Here is a 13,318-nt window from a genome sequence, read left to right as displayed (position 1 = left end):
GGTTGCCTGATTTCGCCGGCCGACCTCGTTCGACTTGCCCGTCAGACGAAAAAATGCGTGGGCGTGCCACTTGAGTCCTAGTGTGATTCTCACTTGTGCGACCGATGCGTCGTAGGCGAATCGAATTGCCCTCCAAAAAAAATTGTCACTGGACAGGGAAAAGCGGATATCGAAGCACGTGCCAGCTTACCTATTTTCCTGCCGCCACCATGTTTCTGCCCGCCGCTTCGGCGGCGCTGGTTGGATGCGGCGGAATCAAGAGTCGACGGAGCCGCGGCGTTGTGTCTCCAAGGGCGACGTTGGTGAATGCATGAGGCAGGAAAATGAGAGGGGCAGGAAAATGGGGATGCCGGCAGATGTGTCATTCTTCTTATTTTCCTGCCGCCTCCATGTTTATGCCCGCCGCTTCGGCGGCGCTGGTTGGATGCGGCGGAATCTAGAGTCGACGGAGCCGCGGCGTTGTGTCTCCAAGGGCGACGTTGGTGAATGCATGGGGCAGGAAAATGAGAGGGGCAGAAAAATGGGGATGCCGGAGGATGTGTCATTCTTCTTATTTTCCTGCCGCCTCCATGTTTCTGCCCGCCGCTTCGGCGGCGTTTGTTGGATGCGGCGGAATCAGTCGTTGTGCTGTGGGTTGGGCTCAACGCAGTCCTTTGGAAACGCAGATGACATGACCTTCGCATGCTTTGATCGTTTCGATGCGGCAAAACGACACTGCTCACGAATCGACTGTCATTTCCTCTTGCGTCACTGTGGTTTGTGCACGTCTATTGACCAATACGGTGGCATGGCATCGTCAGTGATCCATCACCAATCCATTGCCGCTGTATCGTGATGTTACATTTAGTACGCAGGGTGAGTTATGGGATCAATTGCCAAACGCAGGTTGGACTTTCATACCGGTGATGAGGTCGTCGCGGAGATCGAGCGACTGCGACGCGGCGGATACACCCGATCGAAAAATTGGACTTTGACGCAAATTTGCGAACACCTGACTCACACGATGACCGGGGGCATGGAGGGGTTTGGGTTTCGATTGCCGTGGATTCTACGGGCAACGATCGTCCACTGGATTGTCAGGCGGATCCTGCGAACGCGACGGATGTCCAGTGCTCCGACGATTGAACGTTTGAAACCAAAATCGCCGTCGGGCGGGGATGACGATCGCATCATCGATCAATGTATCGAAGTGATCGGGCGAGCGGTAAAGTACGATGGCTCGTTTGAAGATTACCCGTTTGTTGACAACCTGACGGCCGACGAGTGGCGACAATTCATGTGGCTGCACGCAGCCCACCACCTCGGCTTCTTGATTCCCGACGACCACCCCACTTCGTAAACAAACGCGGTGACGCTGTTAAGCGAAGTTTTCAATTTCAGCACCGCACGTCCGAGGGACCATGGAATAGCGTCGCGGTTGTTTTTGAATCGATGCCAATGGGAAGTCTTTTCGGCGCTGCTATCGCGTCAGTCGGATCGATACCGTGCATCGAATCGTGCATCGCTGCGCAAATTCGCGACCTTGAGTTGTTGCTAAATGCAAATATCAACCGCTTGCATTTTCTGTTGCGGATGACTGATAGCGACACGACGAACCCCAACCTAGAATGGGGACATCCATCGTCGGAGTAACCTTTGCAGTAAAGTCTATAGGGAAGGCATCAGATGAAAAAGTTGAATTCATTCTTGGCAAAAAGCGTGTTGATGGCCAGTGTGTTGATGGCCAGTGCGTTGTTGGTCAGTGGTTGTAGCGAACCACGCCCAGACGGAATGCCCGAACTGTATCCAACATCGATTGCGATCATGCAGAACGGAACACCGCTGTCTGATGCCACGGTGACTCTGTACTCTGACGATGCAGCACTTCGGCGCTGGGCCGTGGGGGGACGAACCGATGACGCGGGCACCGCGACTCTGATGACTCACACGAAGTACCCGGGCGCTCCGCAAGGAAGTTTCAAGGTAATGGTCAATAAGACGGAAACCGAAGGCGATCCGATTCCCAAACATCCTGGTGCGGACGCGACGCCGGAACAGTTGGCGGACTATGATCGCGCGATGAAGACGGGATCATTTCAAGTCATTCAAGTCGTCGCCGAAGAATATCGCACCGCTGGTAGCACGCCCCTTCGCATCGACATCACCGCAGATGGCGAAAATGCATTTAGCGAGGATATTGGCGAAGCGGTGAAAGAAGTCGATGAGCAAGCCAGTGCTACGGGAGCTGCGGCCGGTGACTATGTGCCAATGGGCGGATCCTGAGTGATCTCGAGCCCGGATCGCCCGATGTCAAATCGGCAGCTCTGATTGATATAGAAACGAACTAACAAATGAACCGGCTGCCCCGTTTAGGGGCGGCCGGTTCTATTTTGCGGACGCCGACGCTAATACTCCGTTGGTAGTTCGCCTCCTTGGTGAGTGCCCATCGCTCCCCACACGCCGTAGGGACTTTCGCCAGCGATCGGTTGCGTTTGTGTGAGGTCACCCGAGTCGATCGAGTCGGTAATAAAACGCACCGAACCGTCCAGCATCGTTCCGTGGATGCCGCCGGGATGGTAGCTGTTGGGGGTGAAGATGGCTGCCCAGTAACCAGTGGGGCTATCCCAGCAACTTGGGCCGTTGGGCGGGATCACCGTGTGAAAACCATTCCACGGCGTTCCCATTTGGTAGAAATTGCCTCGCCACGTGTCGCACGGATTCAGGTAGTGCCGCGGATTGTCGGGGTCGATCACGCCGGTCATACAGACATCGGGATGGATGATCGGTTGGGCGCCATCGGGTTCGAGTAGCGCGCTGTTCCACCCCGAACCGCCTTTGACTTCCACCGACCAATACCCGTTTGGCGCAGAGGACGACTCGCTAAAGGCCAACGTGTGACTGGTCCCGTCTTGGATGTCGGCGAAATCGACCCACGAATCAAGATGGAAGGGACCGCGATAACGTGCTTGCACGTATTGGTTGTTGACGTAGTTCGGGTGATGCCACGCCGCATCGAGTTTTAACATGCCGTCGCCCATGTTGAACATGTAGTTGATACGAGCATTGTTGGCGTGTGGCGACGCTTTCCAGCCGTCGGGCGATGATGGGCACAGCACGGCTGGCAAGATTGCCTCGTAGACTTCGCCGTAAAACAGCGACGACCAGACATTGGACGTTTCCGCCATCCGCTGTTGAATCGTTTCATACCGACTTTGCTGTTCGATATACGGCAACAGCGCAACGATCATACTGGGATAGTACCGCGAAACATGAGAGCCTTTGGGGAGCACTCCCGCAGCGGGAAACGTATTGAATGCGTCGTGATAGTTGTGCAGCGCGAGACTGATCTGTTTCAAGTTGTTGCTGCATTGCATCCGCCTCGCGGCCTCGCGTGCGGCTTGAACTGCGGGCAACAGCAGACCCACCAAAACCCCGATGATGGCAATCACCACAAGTAGTTCAACCAGGGTAAATCCGGTCGGCTTTTCTAATTGTCGCATTCTCGTTTTCATCTGGCATGCTCGTTTAAAAAGGAAGGAAACCAATTTGGCGTAGTATACAAAATGTATAGACTATCGATGATTGTCCCCGTATTTTTCGAAAAAGACAGGTTTTTTTTGAGCGTTGCATTAGAGTAGCGCGGGTGGATCCATGCAAAAGAGACGCGGAAATACATTCGCTGTGCGACTGTCGCGATCGACTGCGGCGCGTTCGGATCCGTAACAAAAACTTAGCGGTGCGATCCAAGCCGATGCGTGACGCGAGACCGCCGCGAGCTTTGCTCGTTCGTGGCAGTTAGTGAAACGCGAATTAAGAACGGAAGCCGGTAACGCTATTGGGGCGGTTAGCAAACGTTCGGAAACAAATTCGTGATTTCAAAATGTTTTCCGAATGACACGAACCCCTCGATGGCGTTTCGGCCGTCCCGCTAGAGCTTTACTGGATTGGGAGTAGCTCGATCGTCAGCTTCGTAGGTAGTGGACGAGGCGACGAGTCCCAGCGACTGAGTGGCACACCGCGACTCGTAGCCTCGTCCACTACAGAGAAAACACTTCACCCGCTCGATTGGTCACAAAACTCGAATGACGAAGCTATTTCCGATCAGTGCCGCCGCGGCAACGACTAGTCACGTTGGCGGATAGTGTTGAAAAAGGCCGCATGAAGACCTATGAGGATTACTCTTCGAGCACGGTTTTGAGGACACGGTAGGCTTCGATACTTTCTTCGACAGCGACCTTTCCGCCAGCCTCTTCGACATGCTGGAGGATTTCGAGTAGATTTTCGCTGCTGCCAGCGGCCAACACCGCAGCTTTCAGGTGTTCGAGTTGATGCTCCGACGGCAGCAGCGAGCCGTTCTTCCCCGATGTTGCGGACTTTTTCGGACGCACGTTGGGCTCTTTCTTTGTGACGGGCGTCGCCTTTGCAGGCTTGGCTGCCGGTGGCTTGGCGGATTTTTCTTTGCTGCCCGTCTCCTTTCCAGACGGTTCCTTGGCAGGAGTCTCTTTTGCGGGGTTCTCTTTTGCAGACGCTTCTTTTGCTGCAGTGTCCTTGGCTGGTTTGGCCGGCGTCTCCTTCGCCGCGGGTTCGCTGGCGGGCGTCTCCGTTGTGACTGCGTCGTCTTTTGGCTTTTCCGCGGTCGTTTTGTCAGTTTCCTGAGTGATCGCTTCTGCGGCGGCGTCGTTTTTGGCTTGGGGTTTTCCCATAAGGTGTTTGCTCGGGTCCGTGTTGAGTGGGGATCAGGGAGGATGGGGCTTTTCGGCGGTTAATAGCAACATCGGAATCTTCCGGCAAGTGAAAACCAGCATCCCATCGCCGGTTCATCCGCAACCGCTGGAGCAGAGTCTCGCCGCTATCAATACGTGGATAGCTTCCCCGAAGCTCAGCAACCTCTGGCCATGGCGGGATCAATTGCAAGCGAGCAGCGGTGCGGGATCGCTTGGGGCGACGTCGGTTATTGAATTGGGCAGGAAAATGTGAGGGGCAGGAAAATGGGATACCGCAGGACCGTCCAGTCATCTTTATTTTCCTGCCTCACCCATGTTCCTGCCCGCCGATACATTGGCTTTGATTGGAATTGGCCGAGATCGGTTGCACGCGAGCGGCGATGCTGGATCGCTCGGGCGACGTCGTTAATTGAACTGGGCAGGAAGATGAGATGCCGCAGGACTGTCCAGTCTTCTCTACTTTCCTGCCCCACCCATGTTCCTGCCAGCCGATGCATCGGCGTTGATTGGACGTGGCTGGATCAGGTGCACGCGAGTGGCGGTGTGGGGGCGCTGGGGGCGACGTCTGTAATTGAATTGGGCAGGAAAATGTGGGGGGCAGGAAGATGGGATGCCGCTGGTCTGTCCAGTCTTCCTTATTTTCCTGCCCCGCCCATGTTTCTGCCCGCCGATACATCGGCGTTGATTGGAATTGGCCGAGATCGTGTGCACTTGAGCGGCGGTGCGGGATCGCTCGGGGGACGTCTGTAATTGAGTTGGGCAGGAAAATGAGAGGGGCAGAAAGATTGGATACCGCAGGACTGTCCAGTCTTCTTTATTTTCCTGCCCTACCCATGTTCCTGCCCGCCGATCATCAGCGTTGTTTGGACTTGGCTGGATCGGGTGCACGCGAGCGACGGCGTGGGATCGCTTGGGGCGACGTCGGTTATTGAATTGGACAGGAAAATGTGGGGGGCAGGAAGATGAGATGCCGCGGGTCTGTCTAGTCTTCCTTATTTTCCTGCCCCCCTCCCATGTTCTTGCGCGCCGATACATCGGCGTTGTTTGGATGTGGCCGAGATCGTGTGCATGCGAGCGGCGGTGCGGGATCGCTTGGGCGACATCGGTAATTGAATTGGGCAGGAAGATGTGGGGGGCAGAAAGATCGGATGCCGCGGGGCTGTCCAGTCTGCCTTATTTTCTTGTCCCTCCCATCTTCCTGCCCGACGATGCATCGGCGTTTTGTGGAATCGGTGGGATCGTGTGCACGCGAGCGGCGATGCGGGGTTGCTTGGGGCGAGGTCGGTAATTGAATTGGGCAGGAAAATGTGGGGGGCAGAAAGATGGGATGCCGTAGGACTGTCCAGTCCGCGTTATATTCCTGCCCCCTCCCATCTTCCTGCCCGTCGATGCATTGGCGTTTTTTGGAATCGGCCGGATTGTGTGCACGCGAGCGACGGTGTGGGATCACTGGTGGCGACGTCGGTAATTGAGTTGGGCAGGAAAATGTGGGGGCAGAAAGATGGGATGCCGTAGGACTGTCCAGTCTGCGTTATATTCCTGCCCCCTCCCATCTTCCTGCCCGCCGATGCATCGGCGTTTTGTGGAATCGGCCGGATTGTGTGCACGCGAGCGACGGTGTGGGATCACTGGTGGCGACGTCGGTAATTGAATTGGGCAGGAAAATGTGGGGGGCAGGAAGATGGGATGCCGTGGGTCTGACTAGTCTTCTTTATTTTCCTGCCTTACCCATTTTTCTGCCCGCCGATGCGTCGGCGTTGTTTGGATGTGGCTGGATCGAGTGCACACGAGCGGCGGTGTGGGGGCGCTGGGGGCGACGTCGGTTATTCGTGTGGGCAGGAAAATGAGAGGGGCAGAAAGATGGGATGCCGCAGGACGGTCCAGTCTTCTTTATTTTCCTGCCCCACCCATGTTCCTGTCCGCCGATACATTGGCTTTGATTGGAATTGGCCGAGATCGGTTGCACGCGAGCGGCGATGCGGGATCGCTCGGGCGACGTCTGTAATTGAAGTGGGCAGGAAAATGTGAGGGGCAGGAAGATGGGTAGCCGCATGGGGCAGTCGGGCATTCTTCCTTGTTCTGGGGGCGTCGGTTGAAGGGGAATTGAACGTCCATCGCGGTGCGGCGTTGACCGCTGGTTGAACGCCCGGTTTTCTGGGAAAATGACTCGCCTGTATTTGACACGCCTTGCCCACTCGCTCCAATTTCCTCTGGGCACCGTTGGTCGACGGCAGCTACAACGCACCCTCCAATCCTGCATTATTCCCTTCATCATCCACGAGATACACGCTATGGGTAGAAGCTTTGAAGTTCGCAAGGTTTCGATGGCCAAGACCGCGGCACAAAAGACAAAGGTCTATTCCAAATACGGGAAACAGATCTATGTGATGGCGAAAAATGGCGGCGGGCCGGCCGCGAACTCCTCGCTCCGTAGCCTGATCGAAAAAGCCAAAAAGGATCAGGTCCCAGCACACGTGATCGAAAAGGCACTCGATAAGGCCAGCGGCGTGGGGGGCGAGGACTATGTCGCGGCTCGTTACGAGGGGTTCGGCCCCGGTGGATGCTCGGTCATCATCGATTGCTTGACCGACAACAACAATCGCACGATCACCGATGTCCGCAACTGCTTTACCAAGACTAGTTCTAAAATGGGGGCCCCGGGATCGGTCGCCCATGCGTTCGAACACCTCGCCATCCTGTCCTTCAAAGGCGACAGTGCCGATCAAGTCCTGGAAACGTTGTTGATGGCGGACGTCGACGTGACGGATGTTGAATGCGAAAACGGACAAGTCACCGTGTTCGCTCCGACAACCGAATTCTATAAAGCCAAACAGGCGATTCTGGACACGCTGCCGGAAACCGAGTTCGATGTCGAAGAAATCACGTTCGTCCCGCATACTCGCACCGAACTGCTTCCCGACGACATGCCGATGTTCGACAAGTTCATGGCGATGCTGAACGACTGCGACGACGTCCAAGAAATCTATCACAACGCGACGCTGCCAAGCTGAATGTTGATTCCGTTATCGCCTGATTGCCTTTGACCCAATCGCCAGCGAACCATGTTGCATGGTGATGTGTCTGTAGACGGGACATTGTACTCACGTCATCCTGTCGACAGGTTCTCAGACAACGAAAAAGGGCTCTCACCATGGCGAATGGGCGTCTCGAAAAGTTCAATGCGGTGATTACAGGCGGCAGTGATGGTATTGGATTGGCCATCGCCACCGCGTTTGCAAGGGAGGCGGCCGAGTTGTGGCTGATTGCAAGGGACGGCGAAAAATTGGCGTCCGCAGCCGATGAACTTCGCGAAAGCGGTGCCACCGTCCACTTTACCGCCGCGGATCTTACCGACCCCTCCGCGATTCAGCAGGTTTACGCTGAGATCACGCAGTCTTGGGACACCGTGGACGTGTTGGTCAATAATGCGGGGATGGCTCGGTTTACCGATTTTGCCGAGGTTAGCCACGATGAAATCCAGGCTCAGGTGCAGCTGAACCTGTTGACGCCGTTTCTATTGATGCAGACGCTGTTGCCGTTGCTGGTCAAAGCCCAAGGCAACGTGATCAACATCTCTTCGACATCCGCGCATCGCTTGATACCGGGCCGGCCCGCGTCGGTCTATGCGATGACCAAGGGAGGACTTAATTCGCTGACCAAAGCACTTGCATTGGAGCTCGGCCCCGTCGGCGTGCGTGTCAACGCGATCGCGCCGGGCACGATCAATACCCCACTGACCCAAAAGATGATTGCGTCGTTCTCTGAGCAGCGCAAAGCCGAGTACGACGCGTTTGTTCGTCAATCGTTCGCACTAGGCCGGCTGGGGGAACCCGAAGACGTAGCCAAACTGGCGGTTCATTTGGCGTCCAGTGATGCAAAATGGATGACCGGATCGGTTTGTCTGGTCGATGGCGGTTTGAGTACCAACTAGTCCTCATTTCAAAACGTCAGCGGTTTTTCCTTCGCAATTTTGGTTGCAGCAGTTGCAACTCGGTTCCGCTAGAATGGGATTAGGGAATCCGACGGATTGCAAGGTCAAGTGAAGATTGCGACCGTCGCGAAACGTTCCTTAATTGCGAGGATGCAGCATCATGCAGATCCAGAACGCTTGTGTGTTGGTGACCGGCGGCAGTTCCGGATTGGGGGCTGCCTGCGTGGCCAATCTAGCTCGGCAACACGCACGAATTATCATTGCCGACATGCAACCACCCCAGGATGCGGTGCTTCGCGAATTTGCGGGGCAAATCGTCTTTTCGCAGACCGATGTGTGTAGTGAGAACGAGCTGCAGTCGGCGATCGATGCTGGCCAGCAGCAGTTCGGCCCGCTGCGTGCCGCGGTGACATGTGCAGGGGTTTTGCACGCCGAACGTTTGTTGCCACGTGAAGGGGTCGCATCGCTGGACGCATTTCGGCGAGTGATCGATGTCAACTTGGTTGGCACGTTCAATGCGCTGCGGTTGTGCGGAGCCGCGATCGCAGCGAGTGAACCGGATTCCGATGGTGAGCGTGGCGTGATGGTGACGACGTCATCGGTCACCGCGTTCGAAGGCCAAATAGGGCAAGCTGCCTATGCGGCATCGAAAGGAGCGGTGGCCTCGCTGACGCTGCCGTTAGCACGAGAATTGGCACAACATGGCATACGGATTGTTTCGATTGCTCCGGGAGTGTTTGAGACTCCGATGATGCAGGCGGCTCCAGAAAAGGTTCGCCAATCATTGATCGATCAATGTGTCTTTCCGAAGCGACTAGGGCAACCGCATCAGTTCGCGATGTTGGTCTCGCATGTGCTGGAAAACTTGATGCTGAACGGATCCACGTTGCGATTGGACGGCGGCGTCCGTCTGGCTGCCAAGTAACGCCTGCGTCATCGTTCGCGTGCGGCCGCCAGTAGACGTTCGTCATCATTGTCACGCAGATTTCGGAAACAACGATCGACACGTCGCAGCGAATCCGCGATAAAATAGTTTGCCGTGGCCGTGTGGCTGCGGTCTCCATTGACAAGTTCACTATCGAGACGACTCAGAGAACTGGCGGTTGCATACAGTTCCATCGCGATCCAGGCGATCCGCTCCAACACCAGTTGGCGATCGAGAATCTCTTCGCGGTGGTGCACCAGAGTCCACTGGACGGTTGTCCCCAACCGCTTGATCTGTTTGCCCAGCCGCCGGGCGGCAGGCCGTAGTTCCGGTGAACGCACTGGAACGGCAGGAGCTCGCATTCGCAAACGCACCGCGTCAATTCCAAAGTGCCCGACGGTGGCGAATCCACCAATGGGATGTTTGATCGCGTCGTTGACCTCTTTCATCTTCATCCCAGGCCCCCGCATCCCGGTCAGTGCGATGAACGACATCAGCACCTCGTTGGCGCCTTCGCCGATTTGGTTGATGCGATGATCGCGGAGCATGCGTTCGAGTGGTTGATCGGTGAAATAGGCTGCGCCACCGTAGATTTGGAAGGCGTCGTTGACGATCGTCCACAGCCGCTCGGTGCTCCATACCTTTAACATTGCGGTTTCTAACATGTAGTCTTCGAGTCCGCGGTCGATCAGCCCTGCGGTGACGGTCGTGGTCGCCTCCATCGCATACGTCCAAGCGGCCATGCGAGCGAGCTTTTGCTGGACCAATTCGAATTCGGCGAGAGATCGGCCGAATTGGTGGCGTGTTCTTGCATGTTCGGTTGCCAAATGCAAACACGTTTTCGCCGCCCCGGTACAACAGGCTCCGAAGGTGGTGCGTCCAAAATCGAGCACCGTCAGAGCCACCTTCAGACCTTTGCCGAGGGGGCCGAGAATATTGTCACGCGGCACATGCAGGTTGTCGAACGCCAATTTTGCGGTTGCTGTACCGCGGATTCCAAGCTTTTCCATCCGAGGCTCGGTAACATGAAATCCGGGCATGTCTGGCGTCACCAAGAATGCCGTGATCGCTGTTTCGTCGCTCCCTTCGACTGGCGTGCGTGCCATGACCGTCAACACATCCGCGATGGCGCCGTTGGTGATGTAACGCTTCTGCCCATTGAGCACGAAATGGGATCCGTCGGGGGTGGGTGTGGCGGTGGTTTGCACATTGGAAGCATCGGATCCCGCCTCGGGTTCCGTCAACGCAAACGCGGCAAGCTTTTTGCCATGCACCAAATCGGGCAGCCATTTACGCTTTTGCCCATCGGTGCCAAACAGCAAGAGGCCACGCATCCCGATCGAATGATGAGCGTTGACAAAGATCGAAGTCGAGCTGCATCTCGCCCCGATCACCTCGAGCAACCGGCAATACTGTTTTTGTGAGAACCCGCGTCCTCCGAACGACGCCGGCGCTGTCATCCCAAGCAGCCCCAATTCCGCGAGACCGTCGATCACGTTGCGTGGAATGTCGGCGTTGCGGTCGATTTGTACCGGGTCCAGGTGTTGGTCGCAAAATTGGTTCAAATTGGCGACCGCGGCGGTGACATCGGCATTCTGTTGTCGCGATAGCGATGGATAGGGGAACACCCAGTCGTGGATAAATTTGCCATGAAACAATCCCTTGGCGACTCCCGTCGCCTGCGGCAGTGAGCCTAGCAGCTCTTCGGCCTGTCGCATCTGTTGTTCGCGCTGTTCTAAACGTTCCGTTGTTTGCGTTGGATGTTTTAGGGCCATTTTGGATCTCGCTTTTGAAGAAACGCCGCCAGCCCTTCGCGAGCCTCGTCGCTATGTCGAGCGGCTAAGTGCAGATCGATTAAATCATCTTCCTCGGCGGATTCATGTTCAGCAAAGGCGACGCCGAGCAATGCCTTTGTCTGGCGTATCGTTTCGGGGCCTCCGGCCAACACTGATCGAGCGACCACGATTGCGGTGTCTCGCAGTTGTGCCGCTGGGACGATACGCTGGACGAGACCAATTTGCTGTGCTCGCGCCGCATCAACAGGTTCACCGAGAAGCAGCAATTCTCTCAGGTCACCTTCGCGTACCTTGTGTCGCAACACCTCCATCACAAGCGCAGGCAGCAACCCGCGGCGTGCTTCGGGAAAACTGATGCGCGCATCCTCCGCAGCGATCACGATGTCACAGGCAGCCATCACGCCTGCGCCGCCAGCAAACGCACCCCCGTGTACCGTGGCGATGACGACAAGCGGCGTTTCCCGCAATCGGCTCAGTGTCTGTTTGACCGCACTGGCCGAACGCTGCACGAGCGTCATGTCCGCAGCCTCACGCAAATCAAGTCCGGCCGAGAAAACTTTTCCCTTGCCGCCGAGGATGACGACGCGGTTCTCTTGGTCCTGCTCGAGCTGATTCAATTCGAGACAAAGAGATTCAAGCAATTCAATACTGAGTGCGTTGCGTTGGTTGGGGCGGTTGAACGTTACCGATTGAACGCCCCGAGCGACACGTTCGCTAAGAATCAAGTTCGCCATGGTGATTGTCTCCGCAGTTTGGAACATCAGAAACCGACACGGATTTCGGCAAGGGCATTTCCAGCACGATTTGGCCGAGCGTCTTGCCTTGCGTGTCGGTCCGCAATCCGTGTCGCAAGATGCCGCGAATCACAAAGTTGAATGCCTGCAGATTCGCTAATTCAAAACGCTCGATTGATTCGATTTCTTGCTGCGAAAAGAATGTGGCGACACGTTCGGCGGTCAGCCAATTTTGCAAAAATTTCCACGCAGCGTCGTTTCGTGCAATCACTCCGATATTAGCACCGCTCCCCTTGTCTCCGCTGCGGGCGATTGCGATATCGTGTAAATGGGTTGCGTCGGAGATATTGAAAGCGGCGAACTCGGGTGTCCCCGATGCATCGGAAAGGCCACGTTCCGGCGGTCGTGACATTTGCGTTGCTATCGCTTGAGACAGTGGCCAAATTGGTTTTGCGTTTGGTTCGATTTGGGTCGGCTTGGTCAGCAGCGATTCGACGATTGGCTGAACCGAGTCTCGCGAGATCAAGCAGGGCCAATACCGAATCACGGGATGGATCCGCGGTCGTCCCTCGGAATAGCCTGTCGTTCCTTGAGGACCGGCGGTGACCAGCGGCATCAGCTCGCGAGCGAATCGTTCGGCGTCTTGTTGTGTGTCGACTTCGACGGCGAGACGCAGGACCACTTCGTCAAAAGAATTTGAGTCAATCACGGGTGATTTCCCGGTGAACGTTTCGAAGCATGCCCCCTTTCCGAGACATTCGATTAGGCTATTGCGTAGCGGGACGTTGGCATCACGCAGTCGTTCGAGCACGATTTCGCCCGCCCGTCGTGCTTTGGCGGGGGCACCACGACCCACGATGGTTAGCATTCCGGCCGATCGGAAACCGTCGCGAAACGTAGCGCTGACCTTGTAATGGGATGGCGGGGGTTTGCCGATCGCACCGCGGACATGTACTTGATTTGGCGAAATTTCCTCGACACTTAATTCGCGAAACGAGACGGTCACATCGGGGCTGAGATAATTTTCGGGGTCGCCGATCTCGTAAACCAGTTGTTCTTTGACCGTCCAAGGCGTCACTTGGCCGCCTGTGTTCGCTGGCTTTGTCACAACGCAATGTCCATCTTCATCGACTTGGACGATCGGGAATCCAAGATGCGCCGGGTCAGGCACCTGCATCCAATCGGTGCTGATACCTCCGGTAACTTGGGTGCCGCATTCGATCAAATGC

Annotated in this window: 10 protein-coding genes; 5 read left to right on the top strand and 5 right to left on the bottom strand. The window is 56.1% G+C overall.

Annotated elements, in window-relative coordinates; translation table 11 throughout:
• Positions 1-862 precede the first annotated feature (862 nt).
• Both ABX962_RS16260 and ABX962_RS16255 read left to right on the top strand, forming a co-directional pair.
• Positions 863-1,339, top strand: a complete 477-nt coding sequence (locus tag ABX962_RS16260) for a DUF1569 domain-containing protein (RefSeq protein WP_372721104.1) — start codon at positions 863-865, stop codon at positions 1,337-1,339.
• Between the two features lie 326 nt (positions 1,340-1,665).
• A complete protein-coding gene (locus tag ABX962_RS16255; protein WP_372721103.1) occupies positions 1,666-2,262 on the top strand; it encodes a hypothetical protein in 597 nt (198 codons plus the stop codon).
• A gap of 122 nt (positions 2,263-2,384) precedes the next feature.
• On the opposite strand, the gene ABX962_RS16250 is transcribed toward ABX962_RS16255, so the two are convergent.
• Positions 2,385-3,479: a DUF1559 domain-containing protein gene (locus ABX962_RS16250; protein WP_372721102.1), complete on the bottom strand. Its 1,095-nt coding sequence runs from the start codon at positions 3,477-3,479 to the stop codon at positions 2,385-2,387.
• A gap of 675 nt (positions 3,480-4,154) precedes the next feature.
• Entirely contained in the window at positions 4,155-4,682 is a 528-nt protein-coding gene (locus ABX962_RS16245) for a hypothetical protein (RefSeq protein WP_372721101.1), read from the bottom strand.
• 2,312 nt (positions 4,683-6,994) lie between these two features.
• Here ABX962_RS16245 and ABX962_RS16240 point away from each other — a divergent pair.
• From ABX962_RS16240 to ABX962_RS16230, 3 genes are all read left to right on the top strand, one after another.
• On the top strand, positions 6,995-7,714 hold the full coding sequence (locus tag ABX962_RS16240) for a YebC/PmpR family DNA-binding transcriptional regulator (protein WP_345685484.1): 720 nt from the start codon (positions 6,995-6,997) through the stop codon (positions 7,712-7,714).
• Between the two features lie 140 nt (positions 7,715-7,854).
• Positions 7,855-8,634: an SDR family NAD(P)-dependent oxidoreductase gene (locus ABX962_RS16235; RefSeq protein ID WP_372721100.1), complete on the top strand. Its 780-nt coding sequence runs from the start codon at positions 7,855-7,857 to the stop codon at positions 8,632-8,634.
• A 160-nt stretch (positions 8,635-8,794) separates the two neighbouring features.
• Positions 8,795-9,559, top strand: coding sequence for an SDR family NAD(P)-dependent oxidoreductase (locus ABX962_RS16230; protein ID WP_372721099.1), 765 nt, complete (start codon positions 8,795-8,797; stop codon positions 9,557-9,559).
• 8 nt (positions 9,560-9,567) lie between these two features.
• On the opposite strand, the gene ABX962_RS16225 is transcribed toward ABX962_RS16230, so the two are convergent.
• The 3 genes from ABX962_RS16225 to ABX962_RS16215 all read right to left on the bottom strand — a co-directional run.
• Positions 9,568-11,334 carry an acyl-CoA dehydrogenase family protein gene (locus ABX962_RS16225; RefSeq protein ID WP_372721098.1) on the bottom strand — a complete coding sequence of 589 codons (1,767 nt, stop codon included), beginning with the start codon at positions 11,332-11,334 and terminating at the stop codon, positions 9,568-9,570.
• Positions 11,325-12,089 (bottom strand): enoyl-CoA hydratase/isomerase family protein, encoded by a 765-nt coding sequence (locus ABX962_RS16220; RefSeq protein WP_372721097.1) that lies wholly within the window; start codon positions 12,087-12,089, stop codon positions 11,325-11,327. Before ABX962_RS16220 ends, ABX962_RS16225 begins: the two co-directional genes overlap by 10 nt.
• A partial coding sequence (locus ABX962_RS16215; protein WP_372721096.1) for an acyclic terpene utilization AtuA family protein occupies positions 12,070-13,318 on the bottom strand: 1,249 nt, incomplete at its 5' end. The genes ABX962_RS16215 and ABX962_RS16220, both read right to left, overlap by 20 nt.

The organism is Novipirellula sp. (genome assembly GCF_041583735.1).
In the GTDB taxonomy this organism is placed as follows: domain Bacteria; phylum Planctomycetota; class Planctomycetia; order Pirellulales; family Pirellulaceae; genus Novipirellula.
Note: the sequence above shows the minus strand (reverse complement) of the source record. Positions and strands in the feature narration are given on the sequence as shown.